Origin of the sequence: Mycolicibacterium hodleri, assembly GCF_025822245.1 — a bacterium.
In the GTDB taxonomy this organism is placed as follows: domain Bacteria; phylum Actinomycetota; class Actinomycetes; order Mycobacteriales; family Mycobacteriaceae; genus Mycobacterium; species Mycobacterium hodleri.
Genome location: NZ_JACKTL010000010.1, coordinates 18,103 through 40,804, shown reverse-complemented (window position 1 = coordinate 40,804; position 22,702 = coordinate 18,103). Strand labels below are relative to the sequence as shown.

Below are 22,702 nucleotides of genomic sequence, written 5' to 3'. Positions count from 1 at the left end.
CAGGTGGGTGGGTTCGCAGTGCGTGGCGGCGGCGAAGGCCCAGATCCCTGATTGTGTCAAGGGAAATCGGCCCCGTCCCGACTGAGTTACTTGGCCCCCCTTTTAGTGAGACGGCGTGTCATGTGGTGATGCTCAAGCTCGCGCCGCCAAATCCGGGATCGTGGAGATGACGAGCCGAGTCGCGGGAAGCGGGATGAGGCCAGCGTCGCATTCGTCGTATGACGAGGTTCTCACGGCGGGCGGTGATACCTTGACCGTTGCTCCTGCCTCTGATTTGTTGATCGGAGGCAATGTCGAAGAGGGGTTTTTTGTGTGGCTTCGTTCGACGGTGACGATCATTGACCTGGAGTTGCGGGTGCTGGTCGCGTATCGCGCCGCTGACGGCGTGTACGGAGACGTTCCCCCGATGAGGGTCTTCGACGAGTTGCTGGATCAGCGGTTACAGCTCATGGCCGCCTCCGATCGCGTCAATGCACGACGGGGTCGGGCAGCGACTGGGTGTCAGGGAGTGCTGCCGAGTTCGTCCCCCACGTCGTCCCTACTATGAGGGAGGTCTGTCGCGGTTAGGTGGTGGCTATGGTTGCGCGGGCGTGGGCCAGGCGGTGGGACTCGGTGTCGGCTTCGATGATGTTGCCCGGCGAAGTCAACCGGTCCACGATGGCCGCGCAGCGCACCGGGGCTTTTGGAACGCGGCGGGACTGATGCAGATGGCACATCCGGAGGCGCGGGTGACCGGTGCCGATCCGCGTAGGTCTTCCACGCCCGGGCGTCGACCGCTACGGGGCGTATCCCCGTCGAACACACCGGTAACCAATCGTAGAGAACGCACCCCCGTTGTCGCTCGCCACAGCAAACCCGCATCCATGCATCCAAAGCGGCGCGCGGTCTAGAGTTCGCCCAGCAGGGTGGGGGGCGAGCGTCGCGCGAGCCGAATGGTGGTGGCCGACGCGACGCCGATTGCGAGGATGATTGCGGCGGCGGTTGCGGTGAGGTAGCTCCAGGGAGCCGTCAATCCTGACGGTGGTGGGTCGAAGACGCCGGTGAGCACGGTTACCAGCATGTGCGACAGCGCCCAGCCGAGGACGGCGCCGGCGGTCAGGCCGCAGGCGATCAGGATCGCGGCTTCGGCTAGTACGAAGGACCGCAGGTGTCGGCGGGTCGCTCCGAGTGCTTTGGCGATGACGAAGCTGCGCCGTCGCTCGGTGAGTCCCAGTGCGAGGACGAGGGCTCCGGACGCGGCCGCCAGGACGAGTCCGAACCCGAGCTCGATGCGGGTGAGGCCGGCGAGGTTGACCGCGGTCAGACTCGACCCGACACGGTTGCGGGTGGCGGCGATGTCGGTGACTGTCGCCGCCGTTCCGACCGTGATGTGGATTTGGTTGGCGACTGCGGTGGTGTTGCGGCCGCCGGTGTCGACGAGGAAGGCCCCGATGGCGTCGCTACCGGTGTGCTGGGCGACGTATGCAGCGTTGGCGACGAAGAAGCTGTCCTTGGGAGCCGTGGGGAATTCGGTGACGACACCGATGTAGTGGAACCCGACGGTGGTGAGTTGGTGGGTGCGGGCATCAGGCAGGCGCAGGTTGACGGTGTCACCGGGCTGGAGTTGGAAGTCCGTGACGGTTTCCTCGCTGACCAGCAACGAATCGGGCTGGGTTGCCAGCTGGTGCATCAACTGGGCAACGGTGCCGCCGTGAAAGTAGTTGTCCTGCAGGGCGGTGACCTGGGTGATGCTGGTCGGGTTGACACCGTAGAGGTCTTGCAAGTCGGCTCCGATATAGGCGAAGCGATGTTGCAGCGGTTCGACCGCCCGCACCCCGGGGATGGCGGCCAGCGCCGCGCCCGCGCCGGGGCCCACCGCCGTGCCGGGAGGTTGGGTGACGGTGACGTCGGCCCCGTTGGTCAGTTGAGCGTCGACGTCGGCCTGCGCTTGATAGGTGGCGTTGAACGTTGCGGTGGAAGCCGCGAAGGCCAGCGCGAGCGCCAACAACACCACGGCCCGCGCCAGCGGTGCCCGCTGCCGCGACAGGGAGTGAGCGACGATCCGCGACAAGGATCCGGCCACGGGTCTTAGGGCGCGTGCGACGACGGGCCAGCCGCGGCCCAGGAGCAGATCGGCCAACCGCCACGCCAGCAGCGCGGCGCCGATCCACAGCAGGGCGGGGCTGACGAACGCCCAGTAGGACACCGAGATCGCCGGGACCCCTTCGGGGGCCAGCACGATCTGATAACCGCCGCGCCCGGTGAGCCAGAACAGCGCGCCGGAGGCGGCTAGCACCACGATGTCGATGCCGTATCGGGTCCAGCGTGGGGGCTGGGTTCTGCGCAGACCGGCGCGGGCCGTGGCGACGGTGCCTTCGCGCAGGTCACGCCACGCCGGGGTCAGGACCGTCACGGCGGCGATCGCCAACCCGACGCCGGCTGACCCCGCGGCCCATCCAATCGCAGTCGAAGTGTCAGTGCCCAGGCTGGGTGATCCGAATGCGGCCAGACCGACCAGCGCCGCAGCAGCCAGACCAACGGCGCTGCCAATGCTTCCGACGACGAGGGCCTCGGCCGCGGCCAGACGAATGAGTTGTGCTTGGGAGGCGCCGCGGGCGCGCAGCAGCGCCTGGTCGCGTCGTCGACGGTCGGCGCCGGCGGTCACGACGGTAGCGGTCAACAGGGCTGCCAGGACGGCGGCGGGCAGGCCAAGGAACAAGAACAGCACCCGGGCGTAGGCGGCGTCACCGCGGGCGGCGTCCAGGGCCGCGCCGAGGTTGTCTCCGACGCGCGCTGCCCCAGCGCTGCGGGCTTCCAGGTTGTGCGCCGCGGCGCTGACCTGGGTGTAGGCCGACCCCGGATCGGGCGGCAGGGCGTGGTCCAGGGCAGTGTGGATCTGAGTGTCGGCCAGGTCGGGTCGGGTCGCCGTCAACGGGTCGAACACGCTGTGCCACTGGACTTGGCTCAGGATCAGGACGTTGTCCGGCGGTGCGGCCGGTTGCGTTCCGACCGGCGCGCCGACGTTTTGGAACAAGGAGTCCGCTTGCGGCAGGTCGACGACTCCGCCGATCACAAGGTCGACCGGGGCCAGTCCCGCCCGCCCGATCGAGACGGTGTCACCGGGTGCCACGTGCAGGTTGGCGGCCGTTTGTTGAGCGAGCAGCACCCCCGTGTCGGCGCCGACGAGGGTGCGCATCACGTCGGGAAACTGCTGGCGGTAATTCGGCGGAACGCCCAACACCATTGCCGGGCCCGTTGTTTGGGTACTACCCCCGGTCTGCGCGGTGAGCCCGGTGGAGTGGGCGAACCCGACCGACAGCGCCGCGAGCACACCGGGTGCCGACGCCACCGTGGTCAGCACGGCCGATGGTTGGGCGTTGGGCTGGGCTTCGACCTGCCAGTCGACGCTCACACTGCCGGTGGCGCGGGCCGTCATCGAGCCTTGGGCGGCGGCCAGGAAACTGCCCAGGCAGGCCAACAAAGCGACCGCGGCGGCGATGCCGGCGGCGGTCGCGGCCAGCCGGCCGCGGCGGCGGCGCAGCAGCCCCAGTGTCCAGGTTGCGATCACGGAGTGGGCCGACCGGTGTCGAGGTGGCCGTCGTGCATGGACCAGCGCTCGGGCAGTCGGGCAGCGGTGGCCGGGTCGTGGGTGGAGACGATCACGGCGGCGCCGATGGCGATCGCGGTGTCCAACAGGACGGTCATGACCCTGTCGGCGTTGTGATGGTCGAGTTGCCCGGTGGGTTCGTCGGCCAGGATCAGGGCCGGGCGGGCGGCGAGCACCCGCGCGATCGCCACCCGCTGCGCTTGGCCTCCGGAGAGCTCGTCGGGCAGCTTGGCGGCCAAGTCGCCGATTCCGACCAGCTCGAGTGCCGCACGGGCGTGACGCATCGCCGCGCCGTCGCTGTGCCCCGTGAAAAGCAGGGGTAGAGCGACGTTTTCGGTGACGTCGAGGCTGGGCAGCAGGCTCGGGCCCTGAAAGACCATGCCGATCGCGGTCGGGTGGCCGTGCCTGACGTCGCGAAGTGCGGGCCATCGCATCGAGCCGGCGGTGGGGGCGTCGAGCCCGGCAATCAGATGCAGCAGGGTGGATTTCCCCGATCCAGAGGGTCCGGTGACGGCGATGCGCGCCCACGCCGGGATTCGGCAGGTCACCTCGCGCACGGCGTGCACGGCGGTGGCACCCGAGCCGAAGGTACGGCTCACATCGATGCACTCGACCAGGGCCGATGATGTCGTGACGGCGTCGATGACGGGGTCCGGCTCGCCGGGGCTGATGGTCATCAGCACAGGCGTCCGTCGTCGAGGCATACGACGCGGTCCGCCGCGGCGGCGATCGCAGGGCTGTGGCTGGCGACCAGGATCGCGGTGCCGCGTCCGGCGGCCTCGACAAGGAGGTCCAGCACGTGTGATTCGGTGACACTGTCCAGTTCCCCGGTGGGTTCATCGGCCAGCAGCACCGCCGGGGCGTTGGCCAACGTGACCGCCAAACCGGCGCGGGCCACCTCGCCGCCGGAGAGCTGACCGGGATAGCTGGCCGCGCGTTGCGAGAGGCCGAGCAGGCTGAGCAGGTCAGGCCCCTTGGCGCGCTGCCCGCGCCCGCCCAACGAGCGCACCAGCGACAGATTCTGCCCGACGGTGAGGTGCTCGAGCAGGTTGGCGTTCTGAAACAGCATGCCGACGTGGCGGGCCCGGATCCGGGCCCGTACGGGTTCGGGGCGGTGGCTGATCCGCTGACCGGCAATGCGCACGCTGCCGCCGTCGGGATCGTCCATCCCGGCCAGACATGCCAGCAGCGTCGACTTGCCCGATCCGGAGGGTCCAGTGACGGCAACGAACTCGCCATGCTCCACACTCAGTGACACCCCTTGCAGCGCAAGGGTTTCCTCCTCACCGGCACGATAGAACCGATACAGCGACCGGGCCTCCAGCGCCGGCGGTGAGGCCATCTCGACCGTCATCGTTGCTGTCACTGCCATTGCAGGGAATCGGTGACGGTCCGCCAGGGGTCGACGTTGTCGGCGCCGACCGGGCCGGACAGGGTCAGGATCACTTCGTGGCCGTCGCGCCAAAACTCGTAGCGTTCGATCGCGTCGGTCCCGGCCTTGCCGGTCACCGGGTTCGGAGAGGAGGTGCCCTGATAGGTGATCAACATGACCGGACCGGCCTTGCGTGTCACCGCCGTCACCGTCCCCGGACGATAGCCCGGGGTGGACGCCGCGATGGCCGGCAGTTCGTCGACACCGACCGACATGGTGTTCGGGGCGGTGGCAAGTGCCCGCGTCTCGATGCGGACTGCGTTCAACTTGTCGGTGAAGACGGTCGCGGCGCCGTCGGTGCTGCGCGCCCACCCCTCGGGCACCGACACGGTGAACAAGCCGCCGGGCGGGGTGAATGCGACGAACGCCTGGGTGTCTGGGATGTCACCGGCAGGGTTGCTCTCTGAGGCCGCCGCAGCAGCGGTACTGCTGCTGAGACTGGCCGATCCCGGCGGGGCGGTCCCGCTCGTCCCGCCCGTCCCGCCCGTCCCGCACCCAGCGGTCACGACTGCCGTCGCCACGATGATCGCCGCGCCAACGATGGTGTGTGTTCTCATCGGATTCCTTCCAAGCGAAGTTTGGGACCGGGTCCCCCAGAGCGATCGCACGGAGTCAACCGGCCGTGTGGTACGGAACCCTTCCCCGGTAGACCTTCGGGGTGCCGGTCGGCGCGGTCTCCTCACGGGGCGACAGCCTGCCTGCCCACGCCTGAGGGCACGCTGAAAAGAGGCATGCCGATCCGGCTTGCTCATCATGGGTGTCGGCGGTGCGCATAGACGACCGTCATGCGCCTTGGGCGACGAGCGCGCCGTTGGGCCGCTGAGGTTCACCGGTGCGCCGGTGCACGGGGGCCGGCAGCGGACGGAGGGGACGACGCCCAACGCGGACGACCTGATAGGCGATCAAGGCCATGAGGACGCCCAGCAAGGTCGCCGAGGTCCACATCGTGCCCCAGGCCAGACCACCATGATCGCGTGGCTTGCTCAGGAAGTCGCCGACGGTGGCGCCCAAGGGGCGGGTGAGCACGAACGCGATCCAGAACAGCACCATGGCGTTGATGGGGGTGACGAAGTGCCCTGCCAGGAGGAGCACCATGACCGCCGACAGGATCAGTGCGCTGTCGCGGAAGCCGAGCCCGAGGCTGTCGGCGAGGAAGTCGCCGCTGGAGGTGCCCAGGCTGTTGGAGAACAGGATTGCCACCCAGAACAGCGCTTCCCCGCGGAAGGTGGCGACGTTCTCCACGTCGAGGGTTTGCCCGCTGCGCCACCAGATGACGAACACGAACGCCAGTCCCGTGGACAGGATGATCGCCCCGCCGGTGTAGCCGATCCCGGCGGTGCGGTTCATGAAGTCCGACAACGTGGTGCCCGCGGTGCTGGTCAGCGCGATCACCGTCCAGAACAAGGCCGGGTGGAAGCGGCGTGCCTTGAGCTGGAACACCACCGCGACGAGGAACATCGCCAGGAAGATGACCGTGGCGACCAGGTAGCCGACGTGCAGCGTCTGGGCGAGAAGATCGCCCCCGGTTTCGCCCAGCGTGGTGGCCACGATTTTGAGCACCCAAAACAACAGCGTCACGTGCGGCAACTTGCGCATCACCATCTGGGCCGGTTCGACGGGCCTGGCACCCGTTTGACGGTCGTGGTTCGAAGACATCGTTTCTCTCCCTTGCCAGTTCCGGTCGATCTGCTTTGTGGCCGCGACAGCAGTCGCCGCCGACCACACTCCGTTGCCAACGATGTGGGCGCGCCGTGTGGTGCGACGGATCCCCATCGCGCGTACCACCGTCGTCGACGACCGCTGTGGACCTCCTGAAGTCAGCTGAGAACCCTTTCAGGCCGCCAGGTTTGGATGACAAAGCCGACGCAAGGATGTGGCCACTTGGGCGTGAGTTGTCCCTACGGCCGACCTGGCCCGGTGACGCCGTACCACCGTCGGGTCGGGGACGGCCGGTCGACCGCCTTCATCGGTGGCGCGTCGGCCTCACGGCACCGATCGCGCTCCGCGAGCTTCCAAATTGCAACCGGCGCGAGCGGTTCAGCAGCGCTGCTGAACGTAGACGGGCGTGTGCGTCTGCGTCGGGACGAAGGCGCCGTGCTTTTCGAAGCTCTTGCCCATGGTGGTCGTGTGGCCGGGGCGTACCGAGGTGATCGTGCACCGTGACGGGTCGCCTCCACTGACGGTGGTGAGGATGACCTCGTTGCCCTTGGTCTCCAAGGTACGGACGATGTCGGCGGCCGATGAGGGGCCCGACGATGTGGCGGTCGCTGCGCCGGCCGACCCGAGAGCAGCGGCCGCGATGGCGGTGGCGGTGAGCGTGGTGGCGAGCATTGTGTACAGAGTCATGGTCGTGTTGCTTTCCTGTGTCGTACGTCGACTCGGCGTACGTGCTGGGACAGCGGACTGGTCAGCATTCACTGACAGTCCGGAGTCGGCGGGCCTCGGCATGGCATCGTGCACCCGCGCTGGTCGCGGGCTGTTCTGCTGTCGGACAACCACTTTGGCCTGCTGAGGTGAGCATGCGCTGGTGGTGCTGAAGCGGTGCTGTACGCCCCTGAGGACCGTTTCAGCAACCCGGGCACCGCGATATCGCCGCCAATCACGTAGGCGTGGATCCACATCCCCTGGAGCAATGAGGCCGCCCCAATGTCCACATTCCCTCACAAGGGGGCAGTGTCGATCACCATCGACCGCCCGCCTATGGAGACCTACCTGCACGCACGACGATCGCGGATCCAGCACCGGCACCTGTGGGCGGTCTCAGGGTCGTTCAGCACCGGCACAAGTTCGGGCGGGCACGGTAGAAGACAACGCCAGATCGGCGGAGAGATCGAACGAAGGGAATCGAACTAGTGATGATGAACCGCAGAAGCAGGATCGTGGCCGCGGTGAGTGCGGCGCTGGCTGCCGGCACGATCGGCGGCGGTATCGCCCTGGCCAACGCCACCCCGAGCCCGGCCCCGCCGCCTCCGCCTCCGACGTCGGTCGTCGACACCCCCGAGCCCGGCGATACCCCCGACGCGCCGGGAGCTTCCGACGTCGCCGAGCCCGGCGACACCCCCGATGCTCCGGGAGCCCCGGACACCGACAACGCCCAAGACGGGGATCAAGGTGGTCCCGAGGTGCCCGACACCTCGGTCACGCCCGCGCCGCCGGGGCGGTAGCACCAGGCGCTCCACGAACCCCTCACCCGCGGCGGCGGGCACGCGGACGCGGGTCCGCCGCCGCACCGTGGCGTCACCCCTCCTGGCGCAATTGCAGGCAGTCGTGTCCGTTGGGCCGGTCTGTGAACGTGTCCGTCTGTCTCGTGGGCCGGTCTGTGAGGATCAGTGAAGGCGCCGCTCCGGCCGCCGGGGCGCGGCTCGCCGCCGGTGACCTCCCACGAAGATGCACTGCTGCGGCGAGGAAGGTAGGCCGGGATGCGGGTGTTGCTGGTTGAAGACGAAACGGTGCTGGCACAGACCCTGGCCGCTGGACTGCAAGCCGACGGGTTCACCGTCGACGTCGCCGGCGACGGTGTCGACGGGCTGCACCAGGCGCAGACCATCTCCTACGACGCGATCGTGCTGGACATCATGCTGCCCGGCCTCTCCGGTTATGAGGTGGTGCGCCAGCTACGGGCGGTCAGTGTATGGACACCGGTGCTGATGCTGACCGCCAAGGACGGCGAGTACGACGAGGCCGACGCGTTAGATCTGGGTGCCGATGACTACCTGACCAAACCGTTCTCCTACGTGGTGCTGCTGGCGCACCTGCGGGCCGTCATCCGCCGCGGCAGCCCCGAACGCCCCGTCGCACTGACCGCCGGAGACCTGATCTTGGACCCGGCGACCCGAAGGTGCCGGCGGGGGGTGACCGACATCGAGCTGACGCCACGCGAATTCGCCGTGCTGGAGTATCTGCTGTGCCGTCGCGACGAGGTGGTGCCCAAGACCGAGATCATGGCTCACGTGTGGGACACCTTCTATGACGGTGACCCCAACATCGTCGAAGTCTACGTCGGCTACCTGCGCCGCAAGATTGACACCCCATTCGGACGACGCAGCATCGAAACGGTCCGAGGGGCGGGTTACCGGCTGCGGAACGACACCACCCGACCCGCCCGTCGATGACCGCCTCACCACCCGTCCCCCATTGGGAGCTGGGCCCGTCGTGGTGGCGGCGGCGGTCGCTGCGAGCCCGACTGACCGCCGCGGCCACGATCCTGATCGCGGTCGGAATGGCGGCGGCGGCGGTGCTGCTGGTGTGGCGGGTGCACAGCGTGCTGGCCGCCGACCTGGACGCCAACCTCACCCGTCAAGCCCACCTGGTCGCCGACGGGATCATCGCCGGCGATCCGTTGCGGCGGACGTCGCGCTTGGGGGAGTCGACTGTCGTGCAGGTCCTCGACCCTCGGGGCACCGTGCTGCGCAGTTCTGGTGACCTCGATGGTGAGCCGCGGGTGTTCTTCGCCTCCCCCGGTGCTGGCGAGCCCACGTTGAGCACCGTGACCTCCGAGGCGTTGGATGATGGACCCTACCGGGTGGCCGCGCTGACCGCGACCTCGTCGTCGGGTCCGGTCAGCGTCTACGTAGCAGCACCTACCAGCCCGCTCACCAACTCCGTCACCGAACTGGGCACGGCGTTGATCGTGGGGGCACCGGTGATGGTCGCGTTGCTCGCCCTGATCGGGTGGTGGCTGCTGGGCAGGGCGCTACGACCGGTGGACGTCATGCGCCGCCAAGCCGCGGCAATCCCGGGTACTGATCTGCACGGACGCCTGAACACCCCGGCCTCCCACGACGAACTGGGCCGGCTCGCCGACACCTTCAACGACCTGCTTGGGCGCATCGAGGCCGCCGCCGATCGGCAACGCCGCTTCGTCGCCGACGTCGCCCACGAGCTGCGCACCCCGCTGGCGGCGTTGCGGGCCCGCCTGGAGATCGACCTGCGTCACCACTCGGCAGGCGTCGCAGACGCCGAGGCCACAAGCACCCAACGCGTGACGCTGGGACAAGTCACCCGCCTCGTCGACCTGGTCAACCACCTGCTGGAACTCGCGCGGTTGGACGCCGGCGCCCACCTACACCCGCGGCCCATGGACCTTGACGACCTGGTCTGGGAGGCTGCCCGCGACGCCCGCGAGTACGCCGCTCCACGCATCGACACCACCGGCATCTCCCCCGTGCGCGTACTTGGTGACCCGGCCGCGCTGCGCCAGGTGGTGCGCAACTTGCTGGACAACGCGCGCCGCCACGCCCGCGGCACGGTCACCATCTCGCTGAGCATCGGCCCCCACCGGCCGAGCAGTGGTGGGCCCGCATCACCACCGATGGCCACGCTGACAGTCGCCGACGACGGGCCGGGCGTCCCCGCCAGCGATCGGGACCGTGTCTTCGAGCGGTTCGTCCGCCTCGACGAGGCCCGGGCCCGCGACGTCGGCGGTGCCGGGTTGGGGTTGGCCATCGTCGCCGACATCGTCGCCGCGCACGACGGCCAGGTGTGGGTCGAGGACAACCAGCCCGGCGCCCGATTCCACGTGCAACTTCCCGTCCTGTCGACCCTCGACGTCGACCTGCCAGATGTCGAGGGCTGCTGAGGTTGCCCGGTCTGCTGGTCGCGGTCGGGGCGGCTGTAGCGGTCGCCGTGCTCGACGGCTCCTCACTCGATCAGCAACGCATGAACTATTCGCCGTCACCCGAACTGGTGTGGGTTCAACCGGCCCGCGCCGCCGAGGCAACCCCGACTGATGCCGACTGACTCGGCGCCGTGCCGGGCAGCGGGACTGGCAACGCCTGTGGAGTATCGAGTTGCCCTGCCAGCCAGGGCAGAACCTCGGCGAAGGCCCTTCCGGCGAACGGCCAGTCATGGCGTCCTGGTACCGACGTGACCGAGCACGCGATGCCGTTGGCTCGCGCCAGCGCGCACAACGCGGTGGCGGCGCCGTCTTGGCCCGAGACCACGCTGAACGACCCCGACAACCCTTGGTAGGGGCCGTGGCGGGTGATGACCGTGACAGGGTCGAACCGGGCCCACGCATCGGCGCTGCCACCAAACAACCTGGCGATTGTCTGCGCCTTGGTCCCCGAGTTGGGTCCGACGTCGCCGGCGATGTCGGCGAAGGTGCTGAACAGCTCGGGATGCATCACCGCCAAGTCCACCGCACACGTGCCGCCCGTTGAGAAGCCGGCGACACCCCAGTTGGACCGATCTGGACTCACCCCGAAGTTCGAGATCATGAACGGGACGACGTCCTTGGTCAGATGGTCGGCGGCGTTACCACGCGAGCCGTTGACGCATTCGGTGTCGACGTTGAACGCGCCACCGGAATCGACCAACACCAGGACGGGGGCATAGCCGCCGTGACCGGCAGCGAATCGGTCCGCGGTGCTGACCGCGTCACCGGCGCGCACCCAATCCGACGGGGTGTTGAATTCCCCGCCGATCATCATCACCACCGGCAGCCGTGGAGGCGGAGTGCTGGCAAACCAGGCCGGTGGCAAGTACACCAGTTCTTGACGGTGGGTGAATCCCGATGCCTGCGATCCGATCGCCACCGGCACCACCACCCCGTGGGCTGGCACTACTCCGGCTAGCTGCATCGCGGTGACGGTGGCCCTGTCGGTTTGATGGGGCAATGGAGCCGCGGTGAGTTGGTCGTACACCGAGTGGACGGTCGGGAAGTACCCCACCCACCCGTTGACGATCAACCCGGCGCTCAGAACGCACAGCGGCACCGCCAGCGTCGACACCCACCGCCGGCCCCACCGCGCGCCCCGCCACCCCAGGAACATGGCCGCCGCGGCCGAGCCCGACAACCCCATCCATAGCCACAGCATCGCGGGAGCCGGGTCGCCGGCGAACCCGGCGGATGCGATGAACCAGTGCCCCCACACCCCCAACGCCGCTCCGACGGCCACCGCCAGTGGCGGCGCCCACCTCAGCCAGCGCCGCGATCGCCCGGCCAGTGCGCCCACCAGCATCGTCACACTCAGGATCTGAACCGCCACCGGCACCCAGCCATGCATCAACGACAGCCGTCCCATGTCGTGACGCCACAGCCCCACGGCGACCGCGAGGCCCGCGGTCACCATCGCCGCACCGACCCCGGCGACCGTGATACCCCGTCGGGCGGGCCGTCGTCGTCGATGACGGTGACGCGACGGCATCGGCGGGGCCGCGGGCACCGACGACGGTGACGCCACTGCGGTGTCACTCACCACTCAACCGCTCCTGTCTCCCACCACCCCGCGCGTCCAGGGCCTAATGTCATGCTGCCCTCCGAAAGCTGTGCTGCCGCTGAAGATTTCCCGGTGACACCGCACCGTTGCGACGACAACACACTTTCGCGCTCATCCCGTGGCCAAAGTCAGGTCCAGGGCGACACTGCCGTTCGCATTCGCAATCGAGTCCGCACACACGGTTTTGGGCCTGGGACCATTACCGCAATCAACGGCGGTCGGAACAGCGATCGGACCCACGTCGAAGCCGACCTGCTGTTACACCAAATTTCTGGAGTGGACCAGGCTGGACCTGTTTAAATCCTCAGCGCCTCTTCAGAATCGCTTTGACACACTGCCCACTATCGGCTCACCCGGGCAGCCGTGAGGCCGTAGAGCGCGGCGTCCGTCGTCGGAAAGCAGGGACCGAGAAACGTGATCCTGAATGCACGAACAGTAATCTGCACGATCGTTGCCAGCGTGGTCCTCCCCTGGAGCACCGCAACGGCACACGCCGGGTTGGACAACGAACTGAGCCTTGTCGACGGTCAGAACCGCACATTGACCGTCCAGCAGTGGGACACCTTTCTCAATGGCGTCTTTCCCTTGGACCGCAACCGCCTGACTCGCGAATGGTTTCACTCCGGCCGGGCGGTCTACCACGTGAGCGGCCCTGAGGCTCAATCCTTTTCAGGCACGTTGGAACTCGGTTATCAGATCGGCTTCCCCTGGTCGCTGGGTGTGGGCATCAACTTCTCCTACACCACCCCCAACGTCCTGCTCGACGACGTCTCCCCCGCACGCCCCATCCAAATCATCACTCCAAACCTGTTTCCCGGTGTATCCATCACCGCCGACCTGGGCAACGGCCCGGGCATCCAGGAAGTGGCCACCTTCTCCGTCGACGTCTCCGGTCCCGACGGCAAGGTTGCGGTGTCCAACGCTCACGGGACCGTCACTGGGGCGGCCGGCGGGGTGCTGTTGCGCCCATTCGCCCGGCTGATCGCCAAGACCGGAGACAGCGTCACCACTTACGGCGACCCGTGGAACATGAACTAAACCGGCGGCCGGGGCTTGCCCCACGTGGCGTTCGACACGGATCGGTCGTCGGCACCGTCATCCGCGGACGTCGATTCTCATGCAAGGACGCTTGCGACACATGTAGTCAAACCACGCCACGCGGCGAGGCCCCCGAACATCGCTACCGTCGCGGCGCTTCATGACGCCGCACATGGAGTGACCGTGCCGTGTCCGTCGTGGATCATGCATGATCCGACTTTCGGCAGGGATCAAAAACGTTGGTACACCTACGTTCTAGGATGTCTTCTTAGACGCGGCTGCGGCGGCTTTGGCCGCTCGGCCCTCCGGACTGCCAGCCGAGAACCCGGGCTTGGTGGCCGAGGCTTCCTGGTTGTAGCAATTCAGTGATAGTGCGACCGTCTTGCCCGCAGTCGAATGGCTGCCTTTTTGGGCAACGCTTTCATTGTGTTGATTGACGACCAGACATTTGTCTCGAGGTAGTTGATCACCGACCGTCGTCGCGACGGTAGCCGTCAGGCCCGCGCTGCTCAGCGCCGACGACGCATCGGCATAACTTTGGCCGGTAACGCTCGGTGCCGCGCTGGCTGGACCAACGGACATGGAGTACGTCATCAACGCCAAGAACGTCACGCCTGCAACTCGCATCAAGACCGCGTGCATTTCTCTCCCTGCTCTCCGTGCCGTGATCGCGGTCGGTCACCGCGTTGGGACGCGCGATGCGGCCGTGGCACGAAGCGATTGTCGCCGACGTTCGCTGAGGGATCACTGAGACGACCACATAACGAAAACAGTTGACACACAACGATATCGCAGTAACAAATCAGCTAATGGCCAGGATGGACTTCAGCGGTTTCTCAGCAGCTCTCGACTAGCGTTGTTGCGCAATGTCGATTCGTGCTCACCAGCGGTGCGCGAATGGACCGCCGCCGGTCCAAACAAGGCCCGGCGCCACCGATGTAGGAACGAAGACATGCGGATCAACGCTTCCACACAACAGCGACCTGCCCCACCTATCCGTCTGGGCGCCGCCGTAGTAGGCGGGTGCGCGGTCGCGGCGATGGCCGCGCTGGCCATCCAGGGATATGGACCAGGGGGTAACTCCACCAACCTGCGCATGAACGCTGGTTCGATGACGACGGGACAAACGAGTACCGAAACGCCCGCTGTCCCGGCGGCCGGTGCCGTCGGCAGCGTGGCGACGTCGCTGGCATCGCCCACGGTTAAAGCCACTCCAGAATGGGGCCAGCCGGCGGAGCCGTGATCGTCGATCCTTCCTTTCACGGCCGTCATGGAAGCGTCGGACAGGTTCATCCGATTGGACTTCAACCGTTCTCGCGTTGCTGGTGGAACGGGAGTGGGGTTGGTCAACGTGGCCGAAGTCGTTGCCCTACACGGGATGAGGTGACGGTCGGAGACCGCCCCGGCGGTGGCGCGCCCAGGTCACCGTTTAGCTTTCGCTGACGTACTCACCGGAATCCAGCCGATAACCGGCACCCCGAACCGTCTGAATCGTGTGGGCGCCAAAGGGGGCGTCGATCTTGCGGCGCAAATAACCGACATACACCTCGACAACGTTGTCCGGGCCCGAATAGTGCGCGTCCCACACGTGTTGAAGCATGTCCTGCTTGGTAACGACGGTGTCCTTATGGCGCATCAGATACTCAAGCACGCCGTACTCGCGCGGGGTCAACTCAATCGGCGTGGCGCCGCGCGTCACGACGCGCCGCGCGGGATCCAACGCCAGGCTGCCGGCAGTCAACACGACCGGACGCTGAGGCGCTCCGCGGCGGACGAGGGCGCGCAACCGGGCAAGTAGCACAATGAAGGCCACCGGTTTGGACAGATAATCATCAGCGCCGAGGTCGAACGCATCAGTCTGGTCGTAGTCACCATCCTTGGCCGTCAGCATCAGCACCGGCGTCCACACCTGCGCGGCGCGCAACCTGCGGAGCACCTCGTAGCCGTTGAGACCAGGCAGCATGATGTCCAAGACGATTACATCAAAGAAGTTCTCCGTCGCCTGCCACAACCCATCGACGCCGTTGTCAGCGTGCACGACTACGAAACCCTCCGCCCGTAACCCCTTGCTCAGGATGGCCGCGAACCGAGGCTCGTCCTCCACGATTAGAACCTTCACGCTTCTCATCCTCCAGCTCGTCGAACAAGGTCTCGTCGATGTGGGCCACTCTCGCTACCGGCAGAGCAGGAGGCGTTGAAGACACGATCCCAACCAGTCACTGTGAAGACGCTGAGGTCAAAGCAAGCACGCCACGAATCGAGACATCGTCTAGCAGCCTGGCTTGATGTCGCGCAGATTCGAGTCCGTCGTCGCCGCTGCGCGCCGTATCCGGGCGGTGACCTCGTCGCGCTACGTGCGGGGAGACGTCCCGGTGAGACAAGAGCTGGGTGGCGCCGTCCCCGAGGGCGTGGTCTAGGACCTAGGTCGGTGTCGTTGGTGATGAGGTCAGTTCGTGTTAGTCCATCGCGGCCGCTCGACCAAAGACGCCAGCCGCTGCCGGACCGATTCCGCCCGGGCCCGTCCGTCGCTGCTGGGGTTGCACGACGAGATCAGACGGGTGTGAGGTCCGCCGCTGCATGCCCCCACGGTGTTGGTCCGACATCGGCGCTTACAAGCGAACCCGATGAGAAATGCCTGGCAACGACCGACACCTCTGGGGCGGCTACGTTTGGATTGGTGCGCCGCGAAGGGCGCGCCGACCAGCCGGGCTGACCGCCCGGGGACGATAGCGCAGGACACGAAGGCCCAGATGACGACGACCACGATGACGACGACGTTGGCGTATCTGCCCAGCCCCAGCCAAGGGGTCTGGCATCTGGGCCCGATCCCGATTCGGGCGTACGCGTTGTGCATCATCGCGGGCATCGTGGTCGCGATTTGGCTGACCCAACGACGGTGGAGGGCCCGCGGCGGGAACCCCGACGACGTCGCCGACATCGCCCTGTGGGCAGTGCCCTTCGGAATCGTGGGAGGCCGGATTTACCACGTCGTCACCGACCCCGAGCTGTACTTCCTGCCCGGTAGGGATCCGATCAAGGCGTTCTACATCTGGGACGGCGGCCTCGGCATCTGGGGGGCCGTCGCCCTCGGCGCGGTCGGCGCCTGGATCGGCTGCCGACGGCGCGGGATCAACCTGCTGGACTTCGGCGACGCACTCGCCCCCGGACTGATTCTGGCCCAAGCGATCGGGCGGTGGGGCAACTACTTCAACCAGGAACTCTACGGCCGACCCACCACCCTGCCGTGGGCGTTGCAGATCGACCCCGCGCACCGACCCGCCGATACCCCCACCATCGGGCTGTATCACCCCACGTTCCTCTACGAATCGCTGTGGAACGTCGCGGTCGCAATCCTTTTGCTGTGGGTGGACCGCCGCTTCACCATGTCCCGGGGCAAGCTATTCGCTCTCTACGTCGCCGCCTACACCGTGGGCCGAGGGGCGATCGAGGCGCTGCGCATCGACCACGCCAACCACTTCCTCGGGCTGCGCCTCAACGACTGGACCTCACTGATCGTCCTACTCGCGGCAGTGACCGTGTTGTGTTGGCACGGCCACTTGCACCCCCCTTCAGGCAGCTCTAAGGAAATCCGAGACCTGCCCGCCGACGACCCAGCGGCCACTGACAGCGCCCGCAACGCGTAACTCCAACGTTGGATGGGCCAGGCCGAGGACCTTCATATGCACGATGCGGGCGGCTGCATCCGTCGCTACGGTGGCTGCCGTGGCAGCCTCAGCCCGTGCACGCGCGTGGTGAGGCCGTGGTCCCGGCTTGTGGTGGCAGAAGCTGTTGACATCCCTATAACCGTCAGATCCGCGGCAACGCATTCGGCGTCCATCACGGCGACCGGTACGGCCCTCCCCGGGGCCACACTGGCAACTCGTTATCGACGTACTGCTCGCTAGAGGCGGCTCTAGAGGCTGAGGTCGTAGCCTTGATCGCGTTCCCGGCTGCGGCCACGGTGTAGCCCACGGGTGCGGTCCAACACTCGATCTCGTTGAGCGCGTTGGGTCTTCTGATAGTTGGTGTGCCGTCGGGTGAGGGCGGAGTGGTGTTCGGCGACCAGGTTGGCCACCAACTCGGGAAGCTGCTCGGCGGGGGTGTCGGCGGCGGTGCGGTGGGCGGTGCGGGCGGGTTCGTCGCGTCCGACGATCTGGCGCAACATGCGGGCAGCCTGGGCTGGGCCGCCGCGTTGGGCGACGTGCACCCCCTCGGCGGCCTGGTCGTCGCGGTGCTGGTGGTCGGCTTCCCCGATACTGCGCTGATAGAGGTAGACCTCGTTGGTGTCGCGGCCGCGGGTCATCGCCACATACGCCAGGTTCCGGGTGGTGGTGTCGGCGACGACGGCGCGACAGCGCTCGGCGGTGACCCCTTGGGCCGAGTGCACGGTGACCGCATGCCCGAGCTGCACGTGCCGACGCAGGTACTCACCCTCGAGTACCGCGATCGCACCGTCACCCAACCGTCGGGCGGCGATCCGGGGGTGATCGGGGGTGTCGTCGACCTTGAGGACCTGCCAGCGTTGCCCGTTGCGGACCGGCGCCTCCGGCAGGCGCCGGGTCTCCTTTCCGGCCCGGTCGTACACGTCGACGGTCGCGTCGTTGAGTCGGGTCAGGACCACGTCCCCCACCCCGACCTGGTGTCCGCGCGCGGCGGTGACGGTGGTGGTGTCACGGCCCACCCGGGTCCGCGCCGCGGTGATCTGGTCGTGGATGCGCCGGTTGAGGGCGTCGCAGGTTTCGGTGGTGTCGGCGATCAACAACGCGTCCCGGCCGGCGGCGACGTCGGACTGGTGGGCGTGAAGGGCGTCGGCGGCCATGGTGACCTGATCCCCACAGTGGAGGCGGTCGTGGTCGCGGTACCAGCCGATCGCGCGGCGCACCGGGGCCGGCCCACCCGCCCCCAGCGCCAGCGACGCCGCCCGCTCACCGGGGTCGTGCATGCGCCACACCTCCGACAACCGTTGAGCCCAGGGCAGCTCCTCGCACAGTTGGGTGAACATCCCGCCACGGGCCTTCACCGGCGCCAACTGAGCGGGGTCACCCACCATCACCGTCTTGGCCCCCGCACCGGTGGTGTGGGTGAGCAGTGCCCGCCACTGGTGGGTGCCGACCATCCCGGCTTCGTCGACCACGACCACGTCGAACGGACCCAACTCCAGCCGCCCGTCGGCCAACCGTTGTAGGGCGGCGTGCATCGTGAACCCCGCCGTGGCGACGCCTTCGGCGACGGCGACGTCCACGGCTTTGCCGGTCGGTGCGATCACGATCACCGTTCCCCGGCGCTGGCGTTCCACCAAGGTCCGCAGGGCGCGCATCGAGGTGGTCTTCCCGGCGCCGGCCGGTGCGGACAACGGCTGTACCAGCTGGGGGCTGGCCGCGATCGCGGTCACCGCGGCGTGCTGCTGGGTGGAGAGCCCCAACGCCTCGGGGGTGTCGAAGTCGCGGACCCAGCACGCGTTGCGCAGGCTGGTCTCGTCGACCATGTCGAACACGCGGCGTTCCTCGGCCAGGATTAGGTCCACGGTGAACCGTTCGGTGCCTTCGCGGTGATGCGCCAACCGCGGTCCGGTTAGCCGCATGGCGACTGCGTCGACGCACTCCTCGATGACCTGACGCGGCATCACCGCATCTCCCACCGGGCCGGCCGCGCCGGTCACGCCAGGGGTGGCGTTCATCAGGGGAAGTTGTGCGCCGATCACCTCGACCAGGTCCGCGCGGGTCAACGCGGCCTTGTCTGCGCGGGCGGCCATCGCCGCCACCTCGTGCCGGTCCACCACCAGTCCGCCGCGGCGCGCCACCCGCGCCGCNGCGCGGCCNGCCGCGGCTTCCCGCGCCCGACGCGCCTCGCGTTGCGCGGCGCGGTCCACCCCGAACCCCCGCCTGTCAGCCGCCCACTGGGCACGGAGTTCGGTCCACGACAACGACTCCGGCTTGGCCGGTCTGGTGGCTTTTTGGGCGGCCGCCAACTGCCCCTGCGACAGCCCCTTCTTGCGGCCGGTAGCGGTGTCGACGACGGTCAGATTGTTGGCCGCCCACGCCCGCAACTGCGAGGACCTCTGCGACCACGCCGCGACGTTCTTGGGGTCGACGCCGGCAATCTCAGCCATCCCCGTGCCCGGGTCCACCGGGCCCCATTCCACCCCCGCCAACCGGTGCAACTCATGGCGCAACGTGGCCTGATACACGATCCCCGCCGCCCGGGATTCATGAAACAAACTGGTCCCGTCCACCGACACGCCGTCGGCACGGGCTTGGCGGTTGGGCACCAGGACGTGGGTGTGCAGGTGCGGATCCCCCGCCCGCGACGTCTCGTGTTGATAGGCCGCGGCCACCAAACCCGGCAACTTTTGCAGATCTTTGAGCCCGGTGATCGGGTTGTGCACCCGGGTGTACCCGGCATGATCAGCCAGATATTCCAGCGCCTCGGTGATCGCCGTCTGATGCGCTGCAGACACCGCCTTGTCGACCACGTCGCCGCCGAACGCGCGCACCAACGACACCGATTTCGGGGCGCAAAACGTCAAGTCGAAACCATGCACACCGCGCTTGCCGTGGGACCTTCCGCACTCCCCCGAGGGCGCCACACCGGCGTCCAACCAGCGCGCGACGACGTCGGGATCGGCGTCCCCGCCCCGCTGCGCGTCGGTCAACCCCACCAAATCAGCGACCGTCCGGGCGTCCCCGGCGCACGTCCACACCGGAGTGCGGGTGTCACGTTCGGCGTAGTACTCCGCCAACCCACCACCGGCAGATTGGGCGTCCTTGGCGGCCTGGCCGACCGCGCGGGCGGTGTCGTTGTAGTAGTTCACCGACCACAACGACAACTTCGCGATCGTCAACACCCACCCCACCCCACCCTGTCCGGGCCGCCCGCCGGGCCCGCGGAAATCGGGGTTCACAGGCTTACCAGCGGACGGCTTCACCAGCATTGCACAAAACTTGTGCAAATGTGCCAAAGGTCTATCCGGTGTGGAGGAGTTGTCAGTGGGACGGGGCAGGATGCGGGTATGGGCGAGGCATGGGATGGGGAACTGGCAGTACCGGAGGACTGTGTGGCGTGGTGTCGTGAGCAGGACTACGGGGTGAGCGTGTGTGACGACATGGCCCCGGTGGATCTGGACTGGTGGAACCGCCGCCTCGAGCGGCACGCGATCCCCACCCGGATCGTCGGCCGCGACGCCGACGGCGCACCCACCGATCACGGCATCGGCTACCTACGCCGCGCGGACCTCACCGTCGACCTCCACGCCGACACAGTGACCGGGCACGGGTCACCCGAACTGGGCGTGCTCTACCGCGCCGCGGCGTGGCTGTCTGGACACCCCCACCGCGACCGACGCCGAACCTTCCCCGACGTCGGCACAGCGGCACGGCCAGGACACGATGTCGACGCCATCACCACCGCCCTGGCGGCATGCCGACACGCACCATGGCAGGCGATCCCCGACGCCGCCCCGCGCCGCCGGTGGTCGGGCTGGCCGCAGACCCCCGGCGTCGGCCCCACCGTGGTCTCGCTGTACTGCTGGGCCACCCACCACACCGACAGCGCCGCTTACGGCGTGGTGCGCCCGCAGCTGCTCGACCAACACACCGTGGCCTCCCTGATTCACCTCGGCTGGACCGAGGACCCCGTGGCCGCCAAGTTCACTTGGGCGCGCTACACCCGCTATTGCCACCTCCTGCACACCTGGGCCGCCCACGCCGACGTCAGCGCCGAACTGATCGAGATGTGGCTGAGCACCCGGTGGCGCGAACGCGGCGCACACCACCACCGTTCACGGACGGGATGGCTATGAGGTCACGGGTCGAGGCGGCCGTGACCGATCTGCTGATCGGTCACCGTGGCCCGGCGGCCACCGCACTGATGCACTGGCTGATTACCGGCGACCAGCTGCACGACGACACCCGAGTGGACCTCGCGTGGATCCCACCCGACGCGCCCCGCCTCTTCACCTGAGCCCACACCCACAGGCCACCGGTGGCGTGCGTCGCGGAACGCGTCGACAGCCACAGGAATGGTGGGCCTGGGCTGGTCTCACCGGTGCTACTCGGTGTTCCCAGCGTCGGGGTTCATGCCGCGGGCGACCGCGCAAAGGCCAGCGTCGTCGTTAGGGATGGTCAAGGCAGGTACGTTGAGCGCGTTCAGCGAGCACTCGGCGGATCTCTTCTTTGGCTGCGGCGATACGTGCCCGCGAGGCGTCGGTGAGCACGACAGGTGCCGGCGTCTGGTCGATGCTGGCGGCGGCGGAGCCGCCGGCCTTTCTTGCAGGTTCTGGTGGTGTCCAGGGCAGCCGTCGTAATCGGCTGTGCAGGAACGCGCCAGGATTGGCGATGTGGTCGGGCCATGTCAGCCCTCGGGCGCGCATGTCGGCGTTGAGCTTGTCGTTGACCGCGCGTGCTGACCACACGTCGGGATCAATGCCGGCGGCGGTGAGTGCGTCGCAGATGGCGCCGATGTGGGCGCGGTCGAGGCCGTGGGTGATCGCGACGAGTCCAGCGGCGAGCCGTTGGACGGCCAGTGGGCGCGCGGTGCGTCGCCAGGGGCGGGCTTGTTGCGTTTTGTCGGAGATTCGGTGGGCGGGTGCGCTTGCGCGCTCGCTTGGTGAGTAACTCCCTACGGGAGAAGAAGAGCTAACGCCGCCTGACGGCGGTAGGTGGAAATCATGCACAACGGGGCGGGTCACTGGACGGGCTTCGCGGCGCGGCACCAGGTGGTACACCGAGGGTCGTCGGCCGATGCTGGGGGTGCCTGGGGAGCCGTGGCCGCGCTGCGCCTCGACGGCCCACTGGGAGACCCGTAGGACTCGCCAGGCGGCGGTGATCGTGCGTACGTCACAGCCCACCCGGGAGGCGATCGTCGCGCGTGTGACGGCGACGTGGCGGCCGGTGGCGTGGTCGGCGTGCTCGGCCATTACCGCGGCGATCGACAACAGCGTGGTCGAGGTGATCGACACGCGTTCCTCGGCGCACAGCTGGCCCAGGGCCGGTGAGCGCGCCCATTGGCGCAGACCGTCGAGCCAGCCGGCGCGACTGGTCCACATCGGCGCGCGTGGGGCGCAGGCCCCGGCGCGCTGCACCCATTCGCGGCGTCGTTCGTTCGCCAGAGCGTGCACGACATGCGGGCTGGGAGCGGCAGGAGCTACAGACGCGCCGAGCGACGTCGGCCACGTACTACTCGCCCGACGTGATGGGGCGATGGAGAGATCACGATTAATACACGAGTTGCGCGGCGTACCTGGTACGTCGAGCAGGCGTGCGCTACCGTGAGAGCTGTCGACCAAGACAGTCCCTTCGGGGAACGGGTGCGGAGAACCCTGAACCGAGTTCGCAGCTCGGTTTGAATCTCCAGACGCGGCCCCGCCTAAGGCGGGGCCTTCGTCAATTCAGCGGGGTTTCCGCACACCAGCTATTCAGATGTCACATC

At 67.9% G+C, this 22,702-nt stretch carries 19 protein-coding genes; 8 read left to right on the top strand and 11 right to left on the bottom strand.

The window, feature by feature from the left end:
- Nucleotides 1–886 precede the first annotated feature (886 nt).
- From H7J06_RS02725 to H7J06_RS02700, 6 genes are all read right to left on the bottom strand, one after another.
- Entirely contained in the window at nucleotides 887–3,547 is a 2,661-nt protein-coding gene (locus H7J06_RS02725) for an ABC transporter permease (RefSeq protein WP_264036761.1), read from the bottom strand.
- Nucleotides 3,544–4,263 (bottom strand): ABC transporter ATP-binding protein, encoded by a 720-nt coding sequence (locus H7J06_RS02720; protein WP_264036759.1) that lies wholly within the window; start codon nucleotides 4,261–4,263, stop codon nucleotides 3,544–3,546. Before H7J06_RS02720 ends, H7J06_RS02725 begins: the two co-directional genes overlap by 4 nt.
- Nucleotides 4,263–4,958, bottom strand: a complete 696-nt coding sequence (locus H7J06_RS02715) for an ABC transporter ATP-binding protein (RefSeq protein ID WP_372515218.1) — start codon at nucleotides 4,956–4,958, stop codon at nucleotides 4,263–4,265. Before H7J06_RS02715 ends, H7J06_RS02720 begins: the two co-directional genes overlap by 1 nt.
- Nucleotides 4,949–5,575, bottom strand: a complete 627-nt coding sequence (locus H7J06_RS02710; protein WP_264036757.1) for a hypothetical protein — start codon at nucleotides 5,573–5,575, stop codon at nucleotides 4,949–4,951. Before H7J06_RS02710 ends, H7J06_RS02715 begins: the two co-directional genes overlap by 10 nt.
- Nucleotides 5,576–5,801: 226 nt before the next feature.
- Nucleotides 5,802–6,620, bottom strand: coding sequence for a COG4705 family protein (locus H7J06_RS02705; protein WP_372515220.1), 819 nt, complete (start codon nucleotides 6,618–6,620; stop codon nucleotides 5,802–5,804).
- A gap of 435 nt (nucleotides 6,621–7,055) precedes the next feature.
- Nucleotides 7,056–7,364: a hypothetical protein gene (locus H7J06_RS02700; RefSeq protein ID WP_264036755.1), complete on the bottom strand. Its 309-nt coding sequence runs from the start codon at nucleotides 7,362–7,364 to the stop codon at nucleotides 7,056–7,058.
- Nucleotides 7,365–7,897: 533 nt separating this feature from the next.
- On the opposite strand from H7J06_RS02700, the gene H7J06_RS02695 reads away from it, so the two are divergent.
- The 3 genes from H7J06_RS02695 (at nucleotide 7,898) to H7J06_RS02685 (ending at nucleotide 10,596) form a co-directional block, all read left to right on the top strand.
- Nucleotides 7,898–8,182, top strand: a complete 285-nt coding sequence (locus H7J06_RS02695) for a hypothetical protein (protein WP_264036753.1) — start codon at nucleotides 7,898–7,900, stop codon at nucleotides 8,180–8,182.
- Nucleotides 8,183–8,437: 255 nt separating this feature from the next.
- The gene (locus H7J06_RS02690) at nucleotides 8,438–9,130 is read left to right on the top strand and encodes a response regulator transcription factor (protein WP_264036751.1); all 693 of its coding nucleotides are present in this window, start codon (nucleotides 8,438–8,440) and stop codon (nucleotides 9,128–9,130) included.
- Nucleotides 9,127–10,596, top strand: coding sequence for a HAMP domain-containing sensor histidine kinase (locus tag H7J06_RS02685; RefSeq protein ID WP_264036750.1), 1,470 nt, complete (start codon nucleotides 9,127–9,129; stop codon nucleotides 10,594–10,596). Before H7J06_RS02690 ends, H7J06_RS02685 begins: the two co-directional genes overlap by 4 nt.
- 115 nt (nucleotides 10,597–10,711) lie before the next feature.
- Here H7J06_RS02685 and H7J06_RS02680 read toward each other — a convergent pair whose 3' ends face one another.
- Nucleotides 10,712–12,091: an alpha/beta hydrolase-fold protein gene (locus H7J06_RS02680; RefSeq protein ID WP_264036805.1), complete on the bottom strand. Its 1,380-nt coding sequence runs from the start codon at nucleotides 12,089–12,091 to the stop codon at nucleotides 10,712–10,714.
- A gap of 567 nt (nucleotides 12,092–12,658) precedes the next feature.
- Between H7J06_RS02680 and mspA the strand changes: the two genes are divergently transcribed.
- On the top strand, nucleotides 12,659–13,276 hold the full coding sequence (mspA, locus tag H7J06_RS02675; protein WP_275078906.1) for a porin MspA: 618 nt from the start codon (nucleotides 12,659–12,661) through the stop codon (nucleotides 13,274–13,276).
- A 255-nt stretch (nucleotides 13,277–13,531) separates the two neighbouring features.
- Here the strand turns inward: mspA and H7J06_RS02670 are convergent, their stop codons facing one another.
- Nucleotides 13,532–13,918, bottom strand: a complete 387-nt coding sequence (locus H7J06_RS02670) for a PASTA domain-containing protein (RefSeq protein ID WP_264036747.1) — start codon at nucleotides 13,916–13,918, stop codon at nucleotides 13,532–13,534.
- A 787-nt stretch (nucleotides 13,919–14,705) separates the two neighbouring features.
- Nucleotides 14,706–15,395, bottom strand: coding sequence for a response regulator transcription factor (locus H7J06_RS02665; RefSeq protein WP_264036745.1), 690 nt, complete (start codon nucleotides 15,393–15,395; stop codon nucleotides 14,706–14,708).
- A gap of 166 nt (nucleotides 15,396–15,561) precedes the next feature.
- Between H7J06_RS02665 and H7J06_RS02660 the strand changes: the two genes are divergently transcribed.
- Nucleotides 15,562–15,693 carry a hypothetical protein gene (locus H7J06_RS02660; RefSeq protein ID WP_264036743.1) on the top strand — a complete coding sequence of 44 codons (132 nt, stop codon included), beginning with the start codon at nucleotides 15,562–15,564 and terminating at the stop codon, nucleotides 15,691–15,693.
- Between the two features lie 333 nt (nucleotides 15,694–16,026).
- Nucleotides 16,027–16,920 (top strand): prolipoprotein diacylglyceryl transferase, encoded by an 894-nt coding sequence (gene lgt, locus H7J06_RS02655; RefSeq protein WP_264036741.1) that lies wholly within the window; start codon nucleotides 16,027–16,029, stop codon nucleotides 16,918–16,920.
- A 269-nt stretch (nucleotides 16,921–17,189) separates the two neighbouring features.
- On the opposite strand, the gene mobF is transcribed toward lgt, so the two are convergent.
- Complete coding sequence (mobF, locus tag H7J06_RS02650) at nucleotides 17,190–20,207, bottom strand: MobF family relaxase (RefSeq protein WP_443678413.1); 3,018 nt, start codon at nucleotides 20,205–20,207, stop codon at nucleotides 17,190–17,192.
- 78 nt (nucleotides 20,208–20,285) lie between these two features.
- Here mobF and H7J06_RS02645 point away from each other — a divergent pair, with 78 nt between their 5' ends.
- Together H7J06_RS02645 and H7J06_RS02640 are read left to right on the top strand one after the other, a co-directional pair.
- Nucleotides 20,286–21,074: an 8-oxoguanine DNA glycosylase OGG fold protein gene (locus tag H7J06_RS02645; protein ID WP_068920411.1), complete on the top strand. Its 789-nt coding sequence runs from the start codon at nucleotides 20,286–20,288 to the stop codon at nucleotides 21,072–21,074.
- Nucleotides 21,071–21,235: a hypothetical protein gene (locus tag H7J06_RS02640; RefSeq protein WP_264036737.1), complete on the top strand. Its 165-nt coding sequence runs from the start codon at nucleotides 21,071–21,073 to the stop codon at nucleotides 21,233–21,235. The genes H7J06_RS02645 and H7J06_RS02640 overlap by 4 nt, the downstream gene beginning before the upstream one ends.
- A gap of 151 nt (nucleotides 21,236–21,386) precedes the next feature.
- Here H7J06_RS02640 and H7J06_RS02635 read toward each other — a convergent pair whose 3' ends face one another.
- A complete protein-coding gene (locus tag H7J06_RS02635; protein WP_264036735.1) occupies nucleotides 21,387–22,391 on the bottom strand; it encodes a rep protein in 1,005 nt (334 codons plus the stop codon).
- Nucleotides 22,392–22,702: the final 311 nt, after the last annotated feature.

Excerpts from the sequence above, each read along its gene's own strand:
- H7J06_RS02720 (WP_264036759.1), bottom strand. The coding sequence starts at position 4,263 with ATGACCATCAGCCCCGGCGAGCCGGACCCCGTCATCGACGCCGTCACG.
- H7J06_RS02715 (WP_372515218.1), bottom strand. The coding sequence starts at position 4,958 with ATGGCAGTGACAGCAACGATGACGGTCGAGATGGCCTCACCGCCGGCG.
- H7J06_RS02710 (WP_264036757.1), bottom strand. The coding sequence starts at position 5,575 with ATGAGAACACACACCATCGTTGGCGCGGCGATCATCGTGGCGACGGCA.
- H7J06_RS02705 (WP_372515220.1), bottom strand. The coding sequence starts at position 6,620 with ATGGTGATGCGCAAGTTGCCGCACGTGACGCTGTTGTTTTGGGTGCTC.
- H7J06_RS02700 (WP_264036755.1), bottom strand. The coding sequence starts at position 7,364 with ATGACTCTGTACACAATGCTCGCCACCACGCTCACCGCCACCGCCATC.
- H7J06_RS02690 (WP_264036751.1), top strand. The coding sequence starts at position 8,438 with ATGCGGGTGTTGCTGGTTGAAGACGAAACGGTGCTGGCACAGACCCTG.
- H7J06_RS02685 (WP_264036750.1), top strand. The coding sequence starts at position 9,127 with ATGACCGCCTCACCACCCGTCCCCCATTGGGAGCTGGGCCCGTCGTGG.
- H7J06_RS02680 (WP_264036805.1), bottom strand. The coding sequence starts at position 12,091 with ATGGTGACCGCGGGCCTCGCGGTCGCCGTGGGGCTGTGGCGTCACGAC.
- H7J06_RS02670 (WP_264036747.1), bottom strand. The coding sequence starts at position 13,918 with ATGCACGCGGTCTTGATGCGAGTTGCAGGCGTGACGTTCTTGGCGTTG.
- H7J06_RS02660 (WP_264036743.1), top strand. The coding sequence starts at position 15,562 with ATGTCGCGCAGATTCGAGTCCGTCGTCGCCGCTGCGCGCCGTATCCGG.
- lgt (WP_264036741.1), top strand. The coding sequence starts at position 16,027 with ATGACGACGACCACGATGACGACGACGTTGGCGTATCTGCCCAGCCCC.
- H7J06_RS02645 (WP_068920411.1), top strand. The coding sequence starts at position 20,286 with ATGGGCGAGGCATGGGATGGGGAACTGGCAGTACCGGAGGACTGTGTG.
- H7J06_RS02640 (WP_264036737.1), top strand. The coding sequence starts at position 21,071 with ATGAGGTCACGGGTCGAGGCGGCCGTGACCGATCTGCTGATCGGTCAC.